Origin of the sequence: Myxococcus sp. AM011, assembly GCF_013372595.1 — a bacterium.
In the GTDB taxonomy this organism is placed as follows: domain Bacteria; phylum Myxococcota; class Myxococcia; order Myxococcales; family Myxococcaceae; genus Myxococcus; species Myxococcus eversor.
This window is the reverse complement of sequence record NZ_JABXEM010000027.1, coordinates 28667-49514: the sequence shown is the minus strand read 5'-3', so window position 1 is coordinate 49514 and position 20848 is coordinate 28667. Positions and strand designations below refer to the sequence as shown.

At 68.5% G+C, this 20848-nt stretch carries 19 protein-coding genes; 15 read left to right on the top strand and 4 right to left on the bottom strand.

The window, feature by feature from the left end; all coding sequences use genetic code 11:
* The first annotated feature begins 152 nt into the window (after nucleotides 1–152).
* Together HUW62_RS08100 and HUW62_RS08095 are read left to right on the top strand one after the other, a co-directional pair.
* Complete coding sequence (locus tag HUW62_RS08100; RefSeq protein ID WP_176434081.1) at nucleotides 153–1229, top strand: dipeptide epimerase; 1077 nt, start codon at nucleotides 153–155, stop codon at nucleotides 1227–1229.
* A 33-nt stretch (nucleotides 1230–1262) separates the two neighbouring features.
* Nucleotides 1263–1631, top strand: coding sequence for a hypothetical protein (locus HUW62_RS08095; protein WP_176434080.1), 369 nt, complete (start codon nucleotides 1263–1265; stop codon nucleotides 1629–1631).
* Nucleotides 1632–1638: 7 nt separating this feature from the next.
* Here the strand turns inward: HUW62_RS08095 and HUW62_RS08090 are convergent, their stop codons facing one another.
* Entirely contained in the window at nucleotides 1639–2829 is a 1191-nt protein-coding gene (locus HUW62_RS08090; RefSeq protein WP_176434079.1) for a S41 family peptidase, read from the bottom strand.
* 236 nt (nucleotides 2830–3065) lie between these two features.
* On the opposite strand from HUW62_RS08090, the gene HUW62_RS08085 reads away from it, so the two are divergent.
* From HUW62_RS08085 to HUW62_RS08075, 3 genes are all read left to right on the top strand, one after another.
* Nucleotides 3066–4400, top strand: a complete 1335-nt coding sequence (locus HUW62_RS08085; protein WP_176434078.1) for an AHH domain-containing protein — start codon at nucleotides 3066–3068, stop codon at nucleotides 4398–4400.
* 19 nt (nucleotides 4401–4419) lie between these two features.
* Nucleotides 4420–4995: a DUF1629 domain-containing protein gene (locus tag HUW62_RS08080; protein WP_176434077.1), complete on the top strand. Its 576-nt coding sequence runs from the start codon at nucleotides 4420–4422 to the stop codon at nucleotides 4993–4995.
* A 144-nt stretch (nucleotides 4996–5139) separates the two neighbouring features.
* A complete protein-coding gene (locus tag HUW62_RS08075; RefSeq protein ID WP_176434076.1) occupies nucleotides 5140–5787 on the top strand; it encodes a response regulator transcription factor in 648 nt (215 codons plus the stop codon).
* Nucleotides 5788–5802: 15 nt separating this feature from the next.
* Here the strand turns inward: HUW62_RS08075 and HUW62_RS08070 are convergent, their stop codons facing one another.
* Nucleotides 5803–6174, bottom strand: coding sequence for a hypothetical protein (locus tag HUW62_RS08070; RefSeq protein ID WP_176434075.1), 372 nt, complete (start codon nucleotides 6172–6174; stop codon nucleotides 5803–5805).
* Nucleotides 6171–6806, bottom strand: a complete 636-nt coding sequence (locus HUW62_RS08065; RefSeq protein WP_176434074.1) for a hypothetical protein — start codon at nucleotides 6804–6806, stop codon at nucleotides 6171–6173. The genes HUW62_RS08070 and HUW62_RS08065 overlap by 4 nt, the downstream gene beginning before the upstream one ends.
* 130 nt (nucleotides 6807–6936) lie before the next feature.
* Here HUW62_RS08065 and HUW62_RS08060 point away from each other — a divergent pair, with 130 nt between their 5' ends.
* From HUW62_RS08060 to HUW62_RS08030, 7 genes are all read left to right on the top strand, one after another.
* Nucleotides 6937–8472: a MoxR family ATPase gene (locus HUW62_RS08060; RefSeq protein ID WP_176434073.1), complete on the top strand. Its 1536-nt coding sequence runs from the start codon at nucleotides 6937–6939 to the stop codon at nucleotides 8470–8472.
* Entirely contained in the window at nucleotides 8469–9296 is an 828-nt protein-coding gene (locus tag HUW62_RS08055) for a hypothetical protein (protein WP_176434072.1), read from the top strand. Before HUW62_RS08060 ends, HUW62_RS08055 begins: the two co-directional genes overlap by 4 nt.
* Nucleotides 9293–10954 carry a M48 family metalloprotease gene (locus HUW62_RS08050; RefSeq protein ID WP_176434071.1) on the top strand — a complete coding sequence of 554 codons (1662 nt, stop codon included), beginning with the start codon at nucleotides 9293–9295 and terminating at the stop codon, nucleotides 10952–10954. Before HUW62_RS08055 ends, HUW62_RS08050 begins: the two co-directional genes overlap by 4 nt.
* Nucleotides 10954–11520 (top strand): hypothetical protein, encoded by a 567-nt coding sequence (locus tag HUW62_RS08045; RefSeq protein WP_176434070.1) that lies wholly within the window; start codon nucleotides 10954–10956, stop codon nucleotides 11518–11520. The genes HUW62_RS08050 and HUW62_RS08045 overlap by 1 nt, the downstream gene beginning before the upstream one ends.
* Nucleotides 11517–12833, top strand: coding sequence for a coenzyme synthetase (locus tag HUW62_RS08040; RefSeq protein ID WP_368670367.1), 1317 nt, complete (start codon nucleotides 11517–11519; stop codon nucleotides 12831–12833). Before HUW62_RS08045 ends, HUW62_RS08040 begins: the two co-directional genes overlap by 4 nt.
* A 555-nt stretch (nucleotides 12834–13388) precedes the next feature.
* Nucleotides 13389–15569, top strand: a complete 2181-nt coding sequence (locus HUW62_RS08035) for an ATP-binding protein (protein ID WP_255203307.1) — start codon at nucleotides 13389–13391, stop codon at nucleotides 15567–15569.
* Between the two features lie 54 nt (nucleotides 15570–15623).
* On the top strand, nucleotides 15624–16622 hold the full coding sequence (locus HUW62_RS08030; protein WP_176434067.1) for an aldo/keto reductase: 999 nt from the start codon (nucleotides 15624–15626) through the stop codon (nucleotides 16620–16622).
* On the opposite strand, the gene HUW62_RS08025 is transcribed toward HUW62_RS08030, so the two are convergent.
* A complete protein-coding gene (locus HUW62_RS08025; protein WP_163867627.1) occupies nucleotides 16623–17411 on the bottom strand; it encodes a 4Fe-4S cluster-binding domain-containing protein in 789 nt (262 codons plus the stop codon).
* A 54-nt stretch (nucleotides 17412–17465) separates the two neighbouring features.
* On the opposite strand from HUW62_RS08025, the gene HUW62_RS08020 reads away from it, so the two are divergent.
* From HUW62_RS08020 to HUW62_RS08010, 3 genes are read left to right on the top strand one after another with little or no spacing between them, the layout of a single operon-like run.
* Nucleotides 17466–18782, top strand: a complete 1317-nt coding sequence (locus tag HUW62_RS08020; protein ID WP_368670366.1) for an asparagine synthase-related protein — start codon at nucleotides 17466–17468, stop codon at nucleotides 18780–18782.
* The gene (locus HUW62_RS08015; RefSeq protein WP_176434066.1) at nucleotides 18767–19960 is read left to right on the top strand and encodes a glycosyltransferase; all 1194 of its coding nucleotides are present in this window, start codon (nucleotides 18767–18769) and stop codon (nucleotides 19958–19960) included. The genes HUW62_RS08020 and HUW62_RS08015 overlap by 16 nt, the downstream gene beginning before the upstream one ends.
* Nucleotides 19957–20826, top strand: a complete 870-nt coding sequence (locus tag HUW62_RS08010; RefSeq protein WP_368670365.1) for an ROK family protein — start codon at nucleotides 19957–19959, stop codon at nucleotides 20824–20826. The genes HUW62_RS08015 and HUW62_RS08010 overlap by 4 nt, the downstream gene beginning before the upstream one ends.
* Nucleotides 20827–20848: the final 22 nt, after the last annotated feature.

Below are 20848 nucleotides of genomic sequence, written 5' to 3'. Positions count from 1 at the left end.
CATGTCGCCATGAAAGGGCGGCAGGCACAAGCCGAGGCTGCGAGGCACACATCCGCCTCCCTGACACCTGGGAGCACCGGGTTGAATACGATGAACCTACCTCTCGCGTGTCCCCTTCTTTCCAGGGAGCGGACCAGGATGCGCCTCTCGACATGACGCCCACGCTCATCACCTCCGTCAGCTTCACTCCGTTGGACCTGCCGTTGACGGAGCCCTTCGCCATCGCCACGGGGGCGCAGCACGTCGCGCAGAACGTGCTGGTGCGGTTGACGCTGGCGGACGGCACGGTGGGGCTGGGTGAGGCGGCGCCCTTCCCCGCCGTGAGTGGGGAAACGCAGTCGGGCACGCTCGTGGCGCTGGAGGCGATACAGGCCAGTTTGTTGGGCAAGGACGTGCGTGCGTGGCGGCCGTTGTCGGAGGCACTCGGGGATGGGCTCGCGCTGGCGCCGGCGGGACGCGCGGGGGTGGAGATGGCGGTGCTGGATGCGCTGGCGCGGCATCACCGCGTGCCCCTGTACGTCATGTTCGGCGGCGCGGGGACGGCGCTGGACATCGACATGACGGTGACGGCGGGTGACGTGCCGCACGCGGCGGAGTCGGCGCGGGCCATCTTGAAGCGGGGCATCACGACGTTGAAGGTGAAGGTGGGGGCGCTGGCGCCGGACGAGGACGCGGCGCGGATGGTGGCGATTCACGAGGTGGCGCCCCAGGCGCGGCTGTTCGCGGATGCGAATGGCGGTTACGACGTGGCGGAGGCGCTGGCGTTCCTGAAGGAACTGGAGCGGGCGGACGTGCCGCTCGCGCTGTTGGAGCAGCCGGTGCCGGCGGCGGACTTCGCGGGCATGGCGGAAGTCTGTCGGCGCTCCAAGGTGCGCATCTGCGCGGACGAGTCAGCGCGCTCGGCGAAGGACGTGCTGCGGCTCATCCGCGAGGGGGCGGCGCACGGCATCAACATCAAGACGATGAAATGCGGCGTGGTGGAGGCGCTGACGATGTGGAGCCTGGCGCGCGCGGCGGGGCTGGAGTTGATGGTGGGAGGGATGGTGGAGAGCGTGCTGGCGATGAGCGCTTCGGCGCATCTGGCGGCGGGGCTGGGTGGCTTCACGTACGCGGACCTGGACACGCCGCTGTTCATCGCTCGGCATCCGTTCCAGGGAGGGCTGCGCTACGAGGGCGCGCGGCTGCACCTGGACGCGGATGCGGTGGGGCACGGTGTCACGCTGGTGTGACTCGCGCGTGAATCATCGAGCTAGGATGGAGCCATGAGCGTGGCCGTCTGTGTGGGATGCGGCGAGACGAAGGAAGGCGCTTTCGACCCGTGTGACGGCTGCGGACTGGACCCCGCTCGCGGCGGGACGGACCGGATGCTCCAGGCGCGCAGCCTGCTGCTCTCGGAGCGGTTCTACTCCGAGGAGGCGCTGAAGGAGTTCGGGCGGAAGATTCGGGTGGGCGAGCCGGTGAGCTACGACACGGGGCAGATGTCACAGCTCGTGGAGGAGCTGAAGACGCAGAAGCTGCCCGTCATCTCCCGCGCGTCGCCGGGCTGCTCCATCGTGACGTGGAGCATGCTGGGCATGTTGGTGCTGCTCGCGGCGGGGCTCGCGTACCTGTACGGCGCCTGGAAGCACTGACGCGGGTTCAGTGCGGAGTCGGCACGGCGGCCGAGGCCACGTCGAGCGCCTTGTCGAGTTGAGGGTCCTTGCCCGCGGCGAACAGGAGCGAGTCGGGGACCTCCACGTCCACGGGGACGCCCTGGCCTTCGAGGCGGACGCCGTCGACTTCGATGTCCTCCACGGCGAGGTAGAGCAGGTCGCCGTTGGACAGGCGCAGCGGAGTGCCGGCGAGGACGGCGCCGGCGGTGCGTTGACCGACGAGGGTGGCCAGGGCGTGCTGTTTCATGACGAGGGCCACCATCTCCTTGCCACTGCGGGAGTTGCCGTTGACGAGCAGGACGACGGGCTTGCGCCAGGTGGCGGACCAGTCGTTGCGGCGGCCCTCGCGGCTGAAGCGGGTGAAGACGGGGACGGTGCGGCTGAAGAGGTTGAGGAAGGTGGGATTGCAGCCACCCCAGCCGTCGCGGAAGTCGATGACCAGTGCGTCCGCGTCGGAGAACTCTCCGGCGAGGGTCTCCTCGAGCAGGTCCTGATGCTCGGGGCCGGCGCACGAGTAGAGCTGCTGGTAGGCCACGCGACGGCCGCCACGTTCGACGATGCGCGAGCTGGCCTTCTGGGTGTCGAGCCACTCTGTCTTGGGGTTGATGATGCGCGGGGTGATGGTGAGGTTGAGAGGCGTGGCGCCTTGGGTGCGCTCGACGGAGAAGCGCGTGGACTTGCCGACGCGGCTCGCGAGCGAGGTCAGTGACTTGAGGGGTTTGTCATTGATGGAGATGAGGCGATCGCCGCGAAGCAGGCCGGCCTTGGCGGCGGGGCCGTTGGCGAAGACGTGGCGGACGAAGAAGCCCTCGGGGGTCTCCGTGACATCGGCGCCGATGCTGGGGGCGTCGACCTTGGGGAGCTTGAGGTGGCGCTGGAAGATGGAGGACAGGCCGGCGAAGCCCTCGCTGCCGCGCGGGTAGAAGGCGGTGTGGGAGGCGTTGAGCTCGGCGAGGGCGGTGCGCGTGAGGCGGGCGAAGTCCTCAGCGTTGGTGGCTGCGGCGCCGTAGCCCTGGTGCTTCGTGGCCCAGGCCTCACCCCGCTTCGCGTCATGGAAGCGCGTGCGGACGTATTCGACGACTTCGTCACCGGGCTTCATGAACGGGGACGCGGCGTGGGTCGCGGTGGTGAGCAGGGCGACGACCAACAAGATTCGAGGATAGAGGCGCTTCACCATGGCTTCGAGTTCCTCCTGACACCTTCACCACCGTGGACAGTACCCAAACTTCTTCATGGTCGAGGAGAGGCGGCCCTGGAGCGCGCGAAAGTCACGGGGGCGAAGTTCGAGGAAGTCTGAGCGGACACGTAGCTTCCAGGTGGCCTGAGGGACTTACTCCTGGGGTCGCCTGTCAGCGTCGTCTGGTACTGCCAGGGTGAGCCCGCCTCGCCGCGGGCCTCTTGCCGGGGCCGACCATGACGCTTCGTTGGGTGGTGCCGCTGCTCCTGTTGATGGCCGTCACCGGCTGCGCGACGAGTCGCGTCGTGCGGCTGGAGACCGGGGAGGACTCCTTCCTCATCACTCCTCACGAAGAGCCCGACGCGGAAGTGAGTGCGGCTGAACTCGAAGACGACGAATTCGAGGAGGCCGTCGCGGAGCTGGCTCGGGATGTTCCTCCCTCTCGCAATCCCATGCAGGTCGCGCGGGAGCGCTTCGGCGTTCCATCCCGGAGTGGGGTGTATGGGTATGAGCGCGGTTCCTCGCGACTCATTCCCCAGCGTGGAGGAGATGTGGACGGTCCTCGGCTGCTGGAGGACTACGCGGATGAGGCGCTGACGCGTGCCTACGGCCAATGGTGCACGAGGAAGGACCGACCCGGTGACTGCTTGCGTCTGCTGGACGAGGGCCCGCTGCTGGCCAGCGATGGCAAGTACACGTGGGCCCTGGCCATCGCCATGGACTCGGTGTGGGAGGAGACGGCCGAAGCACTGGAGAGCATGACGGACCCCCAGGCCGTCGTGGCTGGCATCGCCGCCTCCGCGACGATGTACCTGCTCTTGTGGTCGCTGCCCGAGCCGGTGAGTAAAGGCGTGGCAGCCACCTTGACGGCCTGCCTCATCGCCTACCTGGGCGTGGACACGGTGTGGAGCATGCTGGACGGGTGGCTGACGCTGGTGCGCCAGGTGGACCGGGCGACGAGCTTCGAGCAACTCCAGGCGGCGGGTGAGGCATACGGCGAAGTGCTCGGGGAGAACGCGGCGCGCGTCTTCGTCATGCTGGCCACGGTGGCCATCGGGAACACGGCGGGGCTGGCTGCGAAGTCAGTGGGGTTGCCGGGTTCCGCCCAGGCGGCCCTGGCGGTGGAGTCCCAAGCGGGCTTCCAGTACGCGGCAGTGGGCAGTGTGAGCGCAGTCGCCTTGACGTCGGAGGGCTTCACCATCGCTCTCGCCCCGAACGCCGTGGCCATGGCGAGCCGGAGAGGGCGCAGTGAGAATCATCACATCGCCACGAACAAGAACGATGTCTCCGCCGCGCGCGGCGGGCCCTGGACGCCGGAGTTCCGAAAGCTCTTCAGAAGGGCCGGGATGGACCTGAAAGACCGCGAGAACATCGTCGAAGTCGTGGGTCACAAAGGGCCGCATCCGCAGCAGTATCACGAGTACGTCTACGAGCGACTGGGGCAGGCCTTGGGACAATGCCGAAAGGTGGAGGACTGCCGGAAAGCCCTCAAGAGTGTGCTACGCAGCCTTGCCAGAGAAGCGCAGACCCCAGGAACCAAAATCCACGGACTTTTGACGCGGGACCCGTGAGGAATCCAGGAAGTCCACCATGCCGAACCCACCTCGATACTTCAGGCTCAGGCCAGACATACAGGCCGGGAACTGGTCTCTGGGAGACCCGCTGGATGAGACGGGCAAAGAGGTCGAAGACATCTGGCAATTCGCCGAGGGGCGGCCCCTCCAGATAGCGGGGCACCTGACGTTTCCCATCGAGGAGCCTGGAAGGTGGTTGGACTACTGCACGGCTGGCGCTGGCATGGCTCCGGTTGTCCACGTCAAGGTCGCCAACGTCTTCGCGGAGCTGGCGCCCGATGATGTGCAATTGATACCCGTCGATGTCGAAGGTCGCCCGGAACAGCATGTCCTGCTCGTCGCCACGAAGCTGATCCGCTGCATCGATGACGAGGCCTCGGAAGAGGCAACGTACTGGCAGCCCGAGGATGAGTTTCCGGAAAAACTTGGCAAGTACAAAGGCATCTATGGGATGCGAATCGACCGCACAAAGGTGGGCGGAGCGAAGGTGTTCCGCACCTGGGGATGGGAGATCGCCCTCGTCATCTCCGAGGATCTCAAGGTGGCCCTGGAGCGCGCGAAAGTCACAGGGGCGAAGTTCGAGGAAGTCTGAGCGGACAACGGAGCTCCCAGCATCTCTTCAAACTTCTTCATGGACAGGCAGCGAGCTGGGCGTGACCTCTCAACAGGTGCGCTCAGGCGGCTGGAGATGTTGTCCCGAGCGGAGTGCTGACTCCCTGGTTAATGAAGAGGTCCCGTGTTGGATGCCCCCCTCGCCCCGCTTCGTCTCGCGCTCGTCGCGGAAGACCCGCTCGCTCGGGGTGCGCTCTCACGGGTGCTTGGCGACCAGGGAGGCGAGCTGCTCACGGTGGCGTCCGGCACCCAGGTCGAGCTGGAGTCCACGCGAGGCGACGCCTTCGACGTGGTGCTCTGGGACACGGGCCTGCGCCTTTCAGAGGCGGAGGCGCGCGTGGAGGCACCGGACCTGGGTGCGCCCGTGCTCGCGTTGGTGGCGGACGAGGCAGCGGGCGAGCTGGCGCTGACAGCGGGTGCAAAGGGACTGCTGTTCCGGGACGTGGCGCCCATGCCGCTCACGGCGGCCCTGCTCGCGGTGGCGCGCGGGCTCGTGGTGTTCGACCCAGGACTCTCGGAGTTGAGAGCATCCATGCGGTCCACGGCCGCGCTCGGGAACAGCGCATTGGGGCCCGATGCGCTCACTCCTCGCGAGCGGGAAGTGCTCGCCTTGCTGGCGGAGGGCCTGTCGAACAAGGCCATCGCGGACCGGCTCTCCATCAGCGAGCACACAGCCAAGTTCCACGTGAACGCGGTGCTCGGAAAGCTGGGCGTCCAGCGCCGCACCGAAGCCGTCGTCCGCGCAGCTCGAATGGGCCTCGTCACGCTGTAGGCGCACCTGGGTGCTTCATTCTTTCGGTACTTGCGTGACGAACTCTTCGACGAAGTCGAGGAACTTCATCGCGGCACGCTCGTGGTTCCCCTCGCAGTCCGCGAGGAATTTGACGTGCCAGCCCTCGCCAGGGAACTCCCCCTTCACGTCACGCAGCCATAGCTCGAAGCGATGCCATTCCGGGTCTGAGCCTTCGTTGAAGACGTTGTGCGCGCACCATCCATGGATGAAGGACACCAACGAGTCGACCCGGTCTCCTCCCGCCACGTACCAGAGCCCACGCCCCTTCAAGAGCTGCCCTCGCGACCAGCGCAAGACGTCGAGGAGCCCCACCTTGCCGCCACGAAGCTCCTCCGGCAGGGGCTCTACTCTCACGACCTTCTTCATAGGGAGTCCACGGTCTCAACCACGAGTTTCATGCCTGGATAGGGGATGAGGCGCTTCATGTATTCCTCCTCAGGCAGACCCGCGAGCCCAGTGTAGGCATCGATGATTCTCCCCTGAATTTTGATAGCAACGTGGAGCCCAGTGGTGGCTACCTGATGGGTCTTCACGAAGACACCCTTCACGATCTCATCGAAGCCCAACATCTTCCGCTGCTCGCCTTCGAGCGTCACCCGAAGGAACACGGGGCGTTCTCCCAGCTTGAGCAACCCCTCGTGGACGGCCTTCGCGACCTTGACGCACTGGCCCGCCTGGCGATTGCTCACGTCAAAGGCCCACTGCAAGCGGCGCAACCAGTCCGGTACCGTCTCCGCGGTCTTGAGCACCATCCACTGCCCGATGACGCACTGAACGTCTCCGGGCAGCAGACAGGCCTTGAGCCTCGCCTCGATGGAGCTGTCACCCGGCATCGGTGGCGACGCCTTGACCGAGTCACCGACCACGGAGGCTGGTGAACTCGAGGCCAGCATCGCTTTGGCGAAAACACGCTCGGACGAACGCACCCGCGCATCAGCCCAGGCGAGCTGGGGTGCACCTGCCAGCAGAACCAGGACCACCACTCGCCAGCGCCACATGCGTCACCTCCCGAGAACACCCAGCCTAGCCTCCAGCCAGGGCACCAGCCGACCACACTCGGCACAGGTCCCAACGCACCCGACACTCGCGCGCCCCACCCCGCGTCCCGGATGCTAGGCTGCGCGTCGTATGGCCAATCAGGATTGGGTGTCGCGCCTGCTCTCCGGGCGCGCGTCGGTGGACAAGGGGCTCAACGTCCACCTCTCCGAGCGTGACGGCGGCAGCCTCCACGACAAGATGCGGCAGGCGTACTGGTGGATCACCAACAACGCCGTCATCTGCCCCTACTACGACATCGAGTTCGGCCAGGCCGCCGCCCTCAAGAGCGCCAGCGGCGACGAGCTCCATCTCCCCGAGGACATGAGCTACAGCTCCTTCGTCCTCATCCCCCTGCTCACCCTCTTCACCTGCCGCCGAGCCCTCCTCATCGGCGGCCCCGGACGCGGAAAAACCACCTCCGCCATCCTCATGGCCCTGCTGTCCGGCATGTCCCGCGAGGACATCCACCGCTCCATCCAGCGCGGCCACCCCCAGCTCTCCATCGCCGACCTGCTCGGCGCGCCCCTCCCCTCCGACATGCTCAAGGCGGAGGACCTCTCCGCCGTCAAGGTGAGCTGGCGCAAGTGGATCACCCAGCGCGTCAAAATCATCGACGAGTACAACCGCATCCCCACCAAGACGCAGTCCGCACTCCTCTCCCTCCTCGCCGAGGGCTACGCGGAGATGATGGACCAGTACGTCTACACCGGCCGCTCGTCCTGGTTCCTCACCGCCAATGACGACCAGGGCGGCGGCACCTTCCAGGTCATCGACGCCCTCAAGGACCGCATCGACGTCGTCGTCCGCGCCGTCCCCTTCAACTCGAACTTCATCGACACCCTCCTCCAGCGCATCGAAGCCGACAAGTCCCCCGAGGAGCTCCTCCCCAAGGACGTCGTCTTCACCCCCGGCGAGTTGGAGCGCGCCTACGCCTCCATCCTCGAAGTCGAAGTGCCACGTCCCGTCCTGGAGCGCGTCGCCTTCTTCCTGGGCCAGCTCGACTTCTGCCGCATGGCCTCGCCCCGCTTCGAGTTCAAGCACAAGGACACCCTCAAGCTCGCGGGCCAGACGGTCGCCGCCGTGTGCAACGAGCAGTGCCCGCTCGACAAGAAGGTGCACCTCTGCACGCAGACGGAGAACGGCGTCAGCGTGCGCGCCTACCAGACCATCCTCCACTACGCGAAGGCGCTCGCCTTCTTCCGGGGCCACGACACCGTGGAGCTGGAGGACTTGCGTCAAATCGCCCCGTGGGTGCTGCACGAGAAGCTCGTCCCCAACACCCGCAGCGCCTTCTTCGAGGTGCGCGGCAACAAGATGCTCCTCCAGGACCGCGTCGCCTGGATTCGGAACATGTTCGACATGGCCATGGGCCACTACGACAAGCACGAGCCCATCCGCCGCAAGGTCGGCGTGCTGCGCACCGAGCTGGACAAGGGCCTGTCCGGCATCGACCTGCGCACCACCGAGAAGCGCCTCACCACCGTCACCGCGCTGATGAACGAGCTGCTCACCAAACAGGAGCTGTCCGGCCCCGTCTACGAGGACCTCATCCACCTGAAGTCCATGTACAGCCGCTACCGGAACTACGCGACGTGGCTGAAGGAAAACCCGGGCGGCCAGCCATGAGCGGCTTCGCGGACGAGCTGGAAGCCAGCGCGAAGGGCCGCTTCGTGCGGTGGGACTCGGACCTGTGGCGCGCGCTGCTCGAAGGGCCCGCGCAGCGGCTCGGAGCGTCCCTGGCCCAGACGGGCGCCTCCACTTCCGAAGCAGAGGAGCTGCTGCGCGCGTACCTGCGCCTGGGCGCCGAGGCCATCGGCCTGGGCTACCTGTATCCGACAACCGCGGGTCGGCAGAACCTCTTCACCCTCGCGTGGACGGACCTGGTCCCCCGCCTGCTCGCCGGAGTCCCCGAGGCCCAGCGCGCCGGAGTGCTCGCGCAGCTGTGGAACGTGGGAGAGAACCTCGAGTCCGCCCCACCGTGGGTGCAGCGCATCTTCTATCGTGTGAGCCAGCGGCTCGGCTCGCTCACCGATATCGAAGAGCGCCTGAGAGAGACCGCCGCGCTCGCGATGGAACCTCCCTCGGTGAAGCTCGGCGACAAGGCCCAGCCCTTCCTCGTGGACCTGTCCCGCGAGGACGGCCGCTTCCTACCCGGCCCGCTGCACTTCCTCGCGCCCACGGTGCTGTGCGTGCACGACCGTCACCGCCACGCCATCGCCGGACGCGAGGCGGCCACGCAGGGCCTGCTCCTGTCGGACACGCCGATTCCCCTCGGCGCCATGGGCTGTCGCGAGACACCCGAGAAGACGCTTCAGCAGAGCCCGCACCTGTCCACGGTGACGTGGAGGGACGCACGCGTGGACTCGTGGTTCGCCACCGTGACGAATGACTGGCGCGCCGCGGGCACGCTGGACACCTCGCAGCACGTCGTGGTGCTCGTGCCCGTATGAGCACGTCGCGCTTCACGCCCGAGCACATCGCGCGGTGCTGGCGGGACGCGCTGGCGCTGTGGGACGTGCAGGTGCGGCTCAGCCCACCGGAGCCCCACGTCCCCTTCCACCCAGACGCGGACCACGCGAACGAGCCGCTCGCGTACATCGACCTCGCGAAGCGTCAGGTGTTCGTCCACTTCGAGCTGCTCGAGTCCATGGGCGCCGCCGACAGTTTGATGGCGGTGCTCGCGCACGAAATCGGCCACCACGCGCGCTTCCCACACACGCTCGGCTGGGACGCGGAGCTGCGCGTCATGGAGCAGCGGCTGCTCCCGGGCCTGAAGCAGTCCCTCACCAACCTCTTCTACGACCTCCAGGTGAACGAGTTCGTGGGCCGCACGCACCCCGAGGACCTGTGCCGGGTGTATCGCGGCTTCCAGCGCACCAAGGGCGGAGGCGAAGTCTCGCCGCTGTTCTTCTTCTACCTCGCCATCTACGAGGAGCTGTGGGGACGCGAGCCTGGAGACCTGGTGCCCTTCGAGGCGCTCGCGCCGATGGAGGAGCGGTTCCCCGGCCTGCGCACGGAGGCGCGCATGTTCGCGCAGACCTTCTATGCGCTGCCGCACCCGCGCCTCCAGTTCCTCTACTTCTGCGCCACCTTCATCCGCTACCTCGGCAGGCTCGAGGAGACGACGTACACCCTCCCGCTGGGCGACGACGTGTCGCAGCCGGACGTGGACGACTGGGACTCCGCGCTCCAGAGCGGTGGCCGGTGGGAAGACGCCCTGGAGGAGGCTCGCGAGAAGGGCTGGCTCGCCGAGTCCCACGACACGAAGGCGCCGGACGCGCTGGACCACATCGACCGCGTCACCCGGCACCTGCCCGGCAAGGGCGGTGGGAAGCTGCGCCGCGCGCTGGTGGCTCGGCACTATCGGCGGCTGGTCGACCAGCACTTGCTGAAGCTCCCGTCCGCGCCGTCGAAGCCGGAGCCGTACCTGCGCACCACGCCCGAGGCGTGGGAGTACGGCGACGACCCGTCCACCATCGACTGGACGTTGACGGTGCTCGCCCAGGGGCACCTCGCGGCGGTGTCTCCGCTGCGCCGCGAACTGGAGGCCGACGTGCCCCCCGCGTCCGAGCTCGGCGTGCCCTCGGTGGAGCTGTACCTGGACACCAGCGGCTCGATGCCGAACCCGGCCGCGCAGCTCAACACGATGACGCTGGCCGCGCAGGTGCTGTCCGCCTCCGCGCTGCGAAAGAAGGCGAAGGTGCGCGGCATCATCTACTCGCACACCCACCCCAAGGTCTCCCCGTGGATGTACGACGAGGAGACGGCACGCGAGTTCCTGCTGCACTACATCGGCGGGGGGACGATGTTCCCCTTCGACGTGCTCGTCACCCTGTCGAAGGAGCGAACGGACGCGCTGCGCGTCATCATCTCCGACAGTGACTTCCTGTCGAACGTGGCGACGACCGAGAACGTGAAGCTGCTGGTGGAGGCGACGCGGCGCTCTCGCCTGCTCGTCGCCTTCCTGGCACTGGCGGACGAGCACCATGCGCGGCAGGTGCTGGCGCCCGTGCTGAAGGAGCGCAACTTCCGCCTGGTGGTGGTGAAATGGTTGTCGGACTTCGGCCCCGCCGCCGCGGCCTTGTCCCAGGCTCTGCTGGAGAAGTGATGGCTTTCGACGTCAAGAACATCCAGAAACAGCTCACCGACGTGCCCCTCGTTTCGCCGTATCCGCACGACCTCGCGGTGGCCATCATCTGCGACACCTTCCGCCTCGCGGGAGTGCGTCCTCCGTCGCGCGCGGACTGGGAGGACCTGGAGCGCAGGGCGAAGACGCCGGCGCTGTGGCGGGAGCAGGTGGTGATGCTCGCGTACGTGCTGACGTCCTCCACGCTGGGGGCGGACACGGCGGCGATGCTGAGGAAGAACACCGACTCCGCCACGGTGATGAAGGGCTTCTTCGTGCAGGTGGAGCCGCTGACGGCGGAGATGATTCGCTCCAACGCCTTCCGTCAGGAGGAGTTCCTGCGCAAGTGGGTGCACGCGGTGGACGGGCAGGTGAAGGATGAGTCGTCCCGGGATACCGCCGCGCGCCTCAAGCAGCTCGACTACCGCGAGGCGCTCCAGGAGATGCAGCGGGCGGAGGCGGCCCGGCGCAAGGAGGCGGACAAGCGCGCCAAGGACCTCGCGGATGCGGCCCAGCGCGCCGCCGACGCGCGAGGTTGGCGCGAGTGACGTTGGGCCTCCCCTCGGATGCACGCGTGGCGCCGCGCGCGAACATCCGCCGGGACACAGGCACCCAGCGTCCCCATGTCCCGTGGGCGGAGTCCATCGCCGGGGGCCTGTCGCGCTTCGCCACCCTCTCTGACGAGACAGCAGCCCGCGCGGAGCTGGAGTCGCGACTGTCAGGCCTGCGTGCCGCGCTGCTCGCCTCGCCCTACTACACGCGGCGCCTGCGGGACGCGGGGCTACACCCCGGAGACCTCCGGACGCTCGCGGACCTGAGGCACTTCCCCACGCTGGAGCGCGGCACGCTGGCGCGACACTGGGACGAGGTGCCCACGTCGCTGTCCCGCGAGGACGAGAGCGTGGTGGTGAGGAGCTCCGGCTCCACGGGCGAGCCGGTGAAGGTGGTGCGAGACAGACTCGACTGCCTGCACATGTGGGCGGTGCTGCGCTTCTGGTTGGAGCGCGCGCGGGCTGTCCTGCCGCCGAGGCCGCGCGTGGTGCTGCTGGATGCGCTGCCGGGGGGACTCGAGTACTCGGTGCGGCTTCCCATCCTGCGGGACGGCGCGCTGCACCGCATCTCCGTGCTGCGAGACGATGCGCGCGAGCGCCTGTGCCGCGTGCGTCCCGCCGTCCTCTTCTCGGACCCGGAGGGGCTGCGCTGGCTCTCAGAGCAGCGCGACCTCCCGACACCCGCGCTGCTGCTCACCTCCGCGCAGTACCTGCCTCAGGACACGAGGGAGGCCCTGGCGCGCACGGTGCCCGCGCCGCTGCTGAACTACTACGCGACGACGGAGACGGGGCCGCTCGCCTGGGAGTGCCTGGGAGGGCCGGGGCGCTTCCATGTCCTCGCGCCCGATGTGTGGCTGGAGCCGGGGCTCGACGAGGTGGTGGTGACGCGGCTGCGTCCCAGCGTGCTGCCCCTGTTGCGCTACCTGCCGGGCGATGCGGGCACGGTGGACAGGGACGCGTGTGCCTGCGGCTTCCACGGCTGGACGCTGGAGCGCTTCGGCGGTCGGGGCGCGTGCCACTTCACGACACCCACGGGCCGGACGGTGGACGCGTGGGCCCTCGCCTGGGTGTTCAAGCACCACGCCCTGCGCGCCTTCCGGCTGACACAGGTGGAGCGCTCGCGCTTCGAGTTGGAGCTGGCCGGCGCGGAAGCCTCGGAAGTGACGCCGCTGTGTGAGCGCCTCGTCGCCGCCCTGCGAAACCTCGGCTGGAGCGAGCCACCGCGACTGGACGTGCGGCACGTGAGCGCGGAGGACCTGGCCACCAGCGCCAAGCCCCTGCCGTTCCGAAGCCGTGTCACCGCTGCGTAATCTCGAATCCACTCGCCCCTGGCCCCGCCTTCTTCAAGGGCGGCCACGACGAGTACACCGACAACTTCGTCCTCTGCCTGGAGCGCGGCGCGCGCTGCGTCGTCCTGCTCTCCAACAGCGTGAAGGGCCCCACGGACATGCCCTGGCGCTGGGACTACAACCCGTATCCGCCCACTGCGAAGTGACGCAGCCGGCCGCGCTGCCAGCGTGTGCGAGGGTGCACCGCAATGGTGCACACCGCCCACCCAGATGCTCGAAGCTCCAATGAACTGGCGCCAGGCATTCACAAACAACACGCCTGAAAGACTTCATCGTCAGCGTCAGGGAATGGCGGGTCGGTGGCGCCCCGTCCCACTCGGGGCCGCCGTCCACTCAACAAGTCGGAGCAAGAAGTCGCGCTTTGAACTTCCGAGCGTGTTCCTTCAATCACTTGCATCCGAGAAGAAGGCAGACGACTTCCAAGTCGGACCATCATGCGAGTTCCCCGCCTCGTGCCGTGAGGGTTTCGATTTCGAACGCTCGCGGTGCCACCTCGTCGTGAGGAGGCCACTCGCCTTGCGCACGCCCATCTCGTATCTGGAACCCACCCGTCCGTCGGGGAGCACGCGCTCCCTGTCGACCCCGCTCGAGCAGCGGCTCACGCCGGACCCTCGGAGGGCCTGGAGCTGGCTGCAGAAGTCCTGGTTCGGTCGATATGGCGTGGCCCTGCTCTTCTTCCTCTTCGCGTTGCTGCTGCAACTGGAGCTGTCGGAGCTGATGTCCACCAGCCCCTTCCTCTTCTTCTACGGCGCCGTCATGGTGGCCGGGTGGTGGGGAGGGTGGGGACCGGCGCTCCTCGTCACGGCGCTGTCGCTCCTGGCCGTGGACCAGCAGTTCCTCCCGCCGCGCCTGACGCTCCAGATGCGGTCCGCGGACGTGCTGTCCCTGGGCATCTTCTGCCTGCTCGCCATCTTCATCACCAAGCTGAACGTGACGCTCAGCCGGGCCCTGGAGGAGCGCGCCGGACTGCTGGAGCGTGAGCACCGCGCCCGCGCCGCCTCAGAGGCCGCTCGGACGCGCCTGCACACCATCTTCATGCAGGCCCCCGCGCAAATCTTCTTCCTGCGCGGCGCCTCGCACGACTTCGACTTCACCAACGCGCGCAACAGCGCGCTGTTGAAGAACAAGGACACCCTGGGCAAGCCCTTCCAGGACGGCGTGGTGAAGGTGGCGGAAGAGGACGCGCGCGACGTGCTGGACCGCGTCTACGCCACGGGTGAGTCCTTCGTGGGCAACGCCGTGCCGCTGCGCATCCTCCAGGCGGACGGCATGGAGAAGGAGACCTTCCACAACCTGGTGTACCAGCCCACCCGGGACGCGCAGGGCCAGGTGGACGGCATCGCCGGCTTCGGCTTCGACGTGACGGACCTGGTGCATGCGCGTCAGCGCGCGGAGGCCCTGGCCACGGAGCTGCGCCAGGCGGAGTTCCGCACCCGCGTCCTCGCCGAGGTGAGCACGGTGCTCGCGTCCTCGCTCGACTACGAGGCGACGATGCGCAACCTGGCCAAGCTGGTGGTGCCCGCGCTCGCCGACTGGTGCTTCGTGGACCTGGCGCAGGCGGATGGCAACTTCCGCCGGCTGGAGGTCGCCCACGCGCGCCCCGAGGACGCGGCCACCGCCGCGGAGGTCCTCAACTTCCAGCTCATGCCGGAGGGCAACCCGCGCCACCCGCCCACCGCGGCGCTCCTGCGCGGCGAGGCGATTCTGCTGGAGGAGATGACGCCCGCGCACATCAAGCGCAGCGCCCACAGCGAGAACCACGCCCGGGTGATGCTGGCCACCGGGCTGCGCTCCTTCATCGCCGTGCCGCTGGTGGTGCGCGGACACACGCTGGGCGTCTTCAGCTTCTTCACCTCGTTCTCCAACCGGCGCTACACCCAGGCGGACCTCGCCTTCGGGCTGGAGCTGGCGTACCGCGCCGCGCTCTCCATGGAGAACGCGCGCCTGTACCGCGAGGCGCAGGAGGCCATCCGCCTGCGCGACGAGTTCCTCTCCATCGCCAGCCACGAGCTGAAGACGCCGCTGACGCCGCTGAGCCTCAAGCTCCAGGCGCTCGCGCGAGAGCTGGAGCGGCACCCCGACTCCATCCCCTACTCGGTGGTGAAGAACTACGTGGACACGGGCGCGCGGCAGGTGAAGAAGCTGGCGGAGCTCGTGGGAGATTTGCTCGACGTGTCGCGCATCGCCGCGGGCCGGCTGGCGCTGGAGCTGGAGGACGTGGACCTGGGCGCGCTCATCCGCGAGGTGGTGGTGCGCTACGAGCCCCACGCGGCGCGCTCGGGCTCCACGCTGGAGGTGGAGGGCGGCGAGACGGGCCTCGTCGGACGGTGGGACCGGCTCCGGCTGGAGCAGGTGGTCACCAACCTCATCGACAACGCGGTGAAGTACGGCTCGGGCAAGCCCATCCAACTGGTCCTGGAGCAGGGCCCCACCCGCGCGCGTCTCAAGGTAAGGGACCAGGGCATCGGGATTGCTCCCGAGCACCTGCCGCGGCTCTTCGGCCGCTTCGAGCGGGCCGTGTCGGAGCGGCACTACGGCGGCCTGGGCCTGGGCCTCTACATCACCCGGACGCTGGTGGAGGCCATGGGGGGACGGGTGCGCGTGGAGAGCGAGCAGGGCCGAGGCTCCGTCTTCACCGTCGACCTGCCCCGGGAGCGGACGCTTCCTGTTGACGTGTCGGCATCCCAGCCACAGTAAAGGCCCCGCGCGAGAACGGACGCCATGCCGGCGACCGGCGAAAGGGGTGTCGATATGGAGACACGTACGCTTGGGAGGCAGGGCCTCCAGGTGTCCGCCATCGGCCTGGGCTGCATGGGGATGTCGGATTTCTACTCGGGGCGGGACGACGCGGAGTCGGAGGCCACGCTGCTGCACGCGTTGGACAAGGGCATCACCTTCTTCGACACGGCGGACATGTACGGCTCCGGGAGCAACGAGGAGCTGGTGGGCCGGGTGCTCAAGCCCCACCGCGCGAAGGTGGTGCTGGCCACCAAGTTCGGCGTCGTCAGGGACCCGAACAACCCCCAGGCGCGCGGCATCAATGGCAGTCCGGAGTACGTGAAGCGCGCGTGCGAGGCCAGCCTGCGTCGGCTGGGCATGGACGTCATCGACCTGTACTACCTGCACCGGCTGGACGCGGCGACGCCCATCGAGGACACGGTGGGGGCCATGGCGGACCTGGTGCACGAGGGCAAGGTGCGGCACCTGGGGCTGTCGGAGGTGGACGCGGACACGCTGCGCCGGGCGTCGAAGGTGCATCCCATCGCCGCGCTCCAGAGTGAGTACTCGCTGTGGAGCCGCGAGCCGGAGGACGGGGTGCTCCAGGCCTGCGGCGAGCTGGGCATCGGCTTCGTGCCGTACAGCCCGCTGGGGCGCGGCTTCCTGACGGGGCAAATCAAACGCTACGAGGACCTGGCCGCGGACGACTACCGCCGCAACTCGCCGCGCTTCCAGGGGGAGAACTTCACGCGCAACCTGGAGCTGGTGGTGAAGGTGGAGCGGCTGGCGAAGGACAAGGGCTGCACGCCGGCGCAGCTCGCGCTCGCGTGGGTGATGGCGCGCGGCCAGGACGTGGTCCCCATTCCGGGCACCAAGCGGCGCACGTACCTGGATGAGAACCTGGGGGCGCTCGACGTGAAGCTCACGGAGAAGGACCTGAAGGACATCGACCTCGTGGCGCCTCCGGGCGTCGCGGTGGGAGAGCGGTATCCGGCGGCGATGCAGCGCGTGCTGCCGCAGTCGCGCAAGTAGTCAGCCACGGGCCCGTGGGAGCTGCGCGTGCGGCTGCCACGGGCCACTGGCGCCCAGGCAGTAGCGACAGGTTGCGAGCGGCGTGTCCCGCTCCAGGTGGCCGAGCATCCGCTCCAGCAGCTCCGGGGCGTCGAGGCGCACGCCGTCGACTTCGGCCAGCGCGGGCATCTCAGGGTACGTGGGGCCGAGCACCGTGGCGACGTGGGGTGGCCGGGTGCAGGTGTAGAAGTGGCCCTGGTGGACCAGGTGGCAGCGGACCTTGAGCCAGCACTTCGCGTGGACGTCGCGGACCTGCGCGTCCGTGGCGAGGGGCGCGTCGGGGGTGAGCTGCTGGAAGGCGTCGATGTGCTTCACGGTGAGGTGGACGCCGTGCCGCTCGCAGCGCTCGGTGATGCGGGCGAGCGACTTCTCCGGCAGGAGCGCGGAGGAGTAGACGGACAGGGTCATCCGGTCCAGGCGCTCGTAGACGGCGTCGGGTGCGCTCTGGGCGAGGAAGCCGTTGGTCGTGACGGAGAGCTGCTCGGAGATGCCGGAGGCGCGGACGGCGTCGAGCACGCTGGCGAGGTCGGGGTGGAGGAAGGGCTCGCCGCCGGTGAGCTTGAAGATGTTGGGTTTGAGCACGCGCGCGAGCCGGGTGAGGTCGGCGCCGAGCACGGAGGGCTCCACGGCCCAGGCGGGCAGGTGGGGCGACAGGGGGCAACACTGCACGCAGCGCAGGTTGCAGTGGGTGACGACGTGCGTCTCCAGGGACCAGGTGAGGATTCGGCCGTCGTGCAGCTCGTAACGCACGGAGGGACTATAGCGGGGTTGCCGGGGGCCCCCGGGGCTTGCGACAGTCCCCGCGTGTCCGACGCCCCCGGCGACCCGAGCGGCCCGCTCGCCGTCCTGCCCTCCTACCAGCCGACAGCCGGGCCCCGGACGGGTGCTCCCGTGGAGTCGGTGTGGCGCATGGCGCCGACCCAGGGCCTGGAGCCCGCGTCTGTCGCGGCGTTCCTGCTGCACATCCTGCCGTCGCCCCGGAGCCTGTTTCGAGGCGTGAGCCGCATCGCACCGCCCCTGCCTCGCGTGCACCGGGAGTCGATGCCGTTGAGTTCGGACGAAGAAGAGGACGAGTCGCGAGCGCGTGCGCTCCTGGCCGCGTGCTCGGACGCCGTGGGCGCGCGGGTGGGCTCGGGGGCGAGGGAGGTGAGCCTGAGTGGCGGCGTGGACAGCGCGGTGCTGTGCATGCTGGCGGCCCGACATGCGGAGGGCCGGGTTCGGGCGTGGAGCATGGACGTCCACTTCGCTGACGAGGTGGAGCGGCGCAACGCCAGGACAGTGGCCCGGCTCGCGGGAGCGGAGCGAGTGGACGTTCCGATTCCGGATGCCCTGCTGCCGGACCTGTTCGAGCCCGCCGTCCTGGCCAACGAGAGCGCCATCCTCAATGCCCGAGCCGTGGCGAGCTTCGCGTTCTATGCGGAGGCGAAGAGGCTTGGGGCCTCGGTGATGCTCAGCGGTGCTGGCGCGGATGAAGTGTTGATGGGGAATCCCGAGGCACGTGATTCGGCACTCGCACGCATCGAGGAGGACCGACGACTCGCACGCACGGTGCTGCGCTCCGCTGTGGACAACTTGGGGAGGACTCCGGACGGGCCCTGGTCCCAGGAGGACGGCCCGGAGGTCTCCGACGAGGCCCGTTACGCTGCGTGGGTGCTGCGCGAGTTGGTGCTGCCTCCGGAACTGAGGGGCGCGCGGGCGCACGGACTCACCGTGCACACGCCCTATCTCGACTCGCGCTTCGCGGATGCGGCGCTCGCGCTGCCCGAGTCCTCCCTCTCGCGCGATGGAGTCGGCAAGTGGCTCTTCCGATACGCGGTGCGCGGACTGGTCCCCGATGAGGTCCGGCTGGCGCGCAAGACGCCACGCTATGGGCACACTGCGCTCTCCAGTCCCGTGCGTGCGCGCTGGCTGGAGCTGTACCGCGCCTGGCTGTCGGCCTCGCGACTGGAGCCGCTGGAGGTCATCGACCCCAAGGCGGTGCTCACGCTCCTGGAGCGCTACACGCGAATGGAGCCCGAGGCTCCGGAGGCGGGTGGCGTGGATCGCCTGTTGATGCGGCTGTGCTCCCTCGCCATGCTCCACGCGCACGCAGTGCACGGTTCCCCATGTCCCGAATCCTGATTGCGACCTCGCCCGAGAAGGGCCACATCAACCCGATGATGGGCGTCGCGCAGTGGCTGCGCCGCCTGGGCCACACCGTGGGTTGGCTCTGCATCCCCGAGCCCGCGCCACAGCTCGCGACGCTCGGAGTGGAGGTGCTGCACCTGCCCCACTCCGCGAGGGAGGCTCCCTTCATCGAAACCGGTGGCGAAGCCCTCGCCCGTCTGGTGCGCGACGAGGTGGCGCTGGGGAAGTGGATTCGGGGTCTGTTGCTGGACGCGGTGCCCACGCTCATCGAGCCCGTGCGCGAGGTGGTGCGTCGCTTCCGTCCGGACGTCATGGCGCTGGATGGGATGCAGTACGCGGCGGTGCTGGCCGCGCATCAGGAGCGGATACCGTGGGCGGGCGTGTCCTCCGCACTCTCGTTGCTCGAGCCCCTGGAGGACTACGGGCTGCGCCGCAACGTGCGAGCCCTGGCGAAGGAGCGCGCTGAGCTGTTCGCCCGACATGGCTTCGAGGCGAGCTTCCGCAACTGCGAGGCCCTCTCGCCCCTGCTCAACATCCTCTTCGCCACGGAGGCGTTCCTCGGCTCCGACGTGGACCTTCCGCTCGCCGGGCGATTGGTGGGCCCATCGATTCCGCCCGAGCCTCGGGGCGACGAAGTGGACTTCCCGTGGGAGCGATTGGGCTCGAAGCCCGTGGTGTACGTGTCCTTCGGCAGCCAGATTTCGTGGCAGCCCGCGGTGTTCCGCACCATCGCGGAGGCCGCGGCGCCCCTGGGTGTCACGGTGGTGTTGAGCGCGGGCGAGCTGGCGGACACGGAGTTCTCGCGCTCGTTGCCCGGGGACGTGGTGGCGGTGCCCTATACGCCGCAGCGACAACTCCTTCCGCGAGCGTCTGCCTTTGTCTCGCACGGTGGCGCCAACTCCGTGATGGAGGCGCTGACGGCGGGCGTGCCGCTGTTGCTGTTGCCTGTTTGCAATGACCAGCCCATCCAGGCGCACTTCCTCCGAGCGTCTGGAGCGGGGCTCACGCTGGAGCTGGACACGCTGACGGTGGAGGACTGCCGCGCCGCGCTTCGCCAGCTTCTGGAGCCGGGAACGCCGCTGCGCGCGAAGGTGGCCGCCATCTCGGAGTCGTATCAATCCCGAGACGGCGCGAAGGATGCGGCGGAGCGGATCGCGGGCCTCGCTGAGTGAGCGAGCTGTCGCGAGCGTGGACGGCCCGCCGTCACCATGCGACCGGTGTGACACCGCTGGAGGTGTGGAACCTCCCGGTATTCGGACACGAGCTGTGGGAGTTGCTCGGAGCGCCACGAGTGGAGGCGGACCGACGCGCCGGAGTGCCCGAGGCCCAGCTCGCGGAGCAACTGTTCCCAGCGCTCACAAGCGCCCTCGAACAACTGGTGCACCGGCATGCCGTGGACGCGGTGTGGCTGAGTGGAGGACTGGCCGGCCTGGAGGGCTTCGAGGTCGGGGTGGCGAAGGCGACTTCCAAGCTCGGGTGCCCCGTCTATGTGTCGGAGTCACCGCGCTTCGCGCCCGTGCACGCGGGCCTCGGGTTGGTGGCGGCGCGAACGCCGCTGGTGCTCGACGTGGGCCAGACGAGCATCAAGTGCGCGAGCCCGGGAGCCCAGCATGTCTTCGAGAGGGACCTCAACCAGCTGCCCCGCCTCTTCATCGGAATGCCGCGTCCCACGGATGGGCACCACATTGTCGTGGCGGTGCGCTTCATCGCCAACGCGCTGCGGACCTGTGCACGAGACCTCGGTGACCTGACGGTAGAGGGCCTGTGTCTCGCGCTTCCCTGTCCCCTGGATGAGGCCCTCGTTCCAGGAGGCTGCACGTATGGGTGGGAAGGTCACGCATCACTGGTGGCCGACATCCTGGAGGAAGCAGCCCTGCCAGGTGGTGGCACGGTGCTCGTGCTCAACGACGCGGAACTCGCAGCAGAGGCGGCGCGCATGGAGCTCCGAAAGCACAAGCACCGTCGCATCCTCTGCCTCACGCTGGGCTTCGGCCCGGGAGGAGCACTGCTCATTACTTCCACATCACCTGGCAAGTAGGACGTCCGCTCGGTGACCTGGT

What these genes read in the sequence shown, in the direction of transcription:
- HUW62_RS08100 (WP_176434081.1), top strand. Translation starts at nt 153, where the DNA reads ATGACGCCCACGCTCATCACCTCCGTCAGCTTCACTCCGTTGGACCTG.
- HUW62_RS08095 (WP_176434080.1), top strand. Translation starts at nt 1,263, where the DNA reads ATGAGCGTGGCCGTCTGTGTGGGATGCGGCGAGACGAAGGAAGGCGCT.
- HUW62_RS08090 (WP_176434079.1), bottom strand. Translation starts at nt 2,829, where the DNA reads ATGGTGAAGCGCCTCTATCCTCGAATCTTGTTGGTCGTCGCCCTGCTC.
- HUW62_RS08085 (WP_176434078.1), top strand. Translation starts at nt 3,066, where the DNA reads ATGACGCTTCGTTGGGTGGTGCCGCTGCTCCTGTTGATGGCCGTCACC.
- HUW62_RS08080 (WP_176434077.1), top strand. Translation starts at nt 4,420, where the DNA reads ATGCCGAACCCACCTCGATACTTCAGGCTCAGGCCAGACATACAGGCC.
- HUW62_RS08070 (WP_176434075.1), bottom strand. Translation starts at nt 6,174, where the DNA reads ATGAAGAAGGTCGTGAGAGTAGAGCCCCTGCCGGAGGAGCTTCGTGGC.
- HUW62_RS08065 (WP_176434074.1), bottom strand. Translation starts at nt 6,806, where the DNA reads ATGTGGCGCTGGCGAGTGGTGGTCCTGGTTCTGCTGGCAGGTGCACCC.
- HUW62_RS08060 (WP_176434073.1), top strand. Translation starts at nt 6,937, where the DNA reads ATGGCCAATCAGGATTGGGTGTCGCGCCTGCTCTCCGGGCGCGCGTCG.
- HUW62_RS08055 (WP_176434072.1), top strand. Translation starts at nt 8,469, where the DNA reads ATGAGCGGCTTCGCGGACGAGCTGGAAGCCAGCGCGAAGGGCCGCTTC.
- HUW62_RS08050 (WP_176434071.1), top strand. Translation starts at nt 9,293, where the DNA reads ATGAGCACGTCGCGCTTCACGCCCGAGCACATCGCGCGGTGCTGGCGG.
- HUW62_RS08045 (WP_176434070.1), top strand. Translation starts at nt 10,954, where the DNA reads ATGGCTTTCGACGTCAAGAACATCCAGAAACAGCTCACCGACGTGCCC.
- HUW62_RS08030 (WP_176434067.1), top strand. Translation starts at nt 15,624, where the DNA reads ATGGAGACACGTACGCTTGGGAGGCAGGGCCTCCAGGTGTCCGCCATC.
- HUW62_RS08015 (WP_176434066.1), top strand. Translation starts at nt 18,767, where the DNA reads ATGTCCCGAATCCTGATTGCGACCTCGCCCGAGAAGGGCCACATCAAC.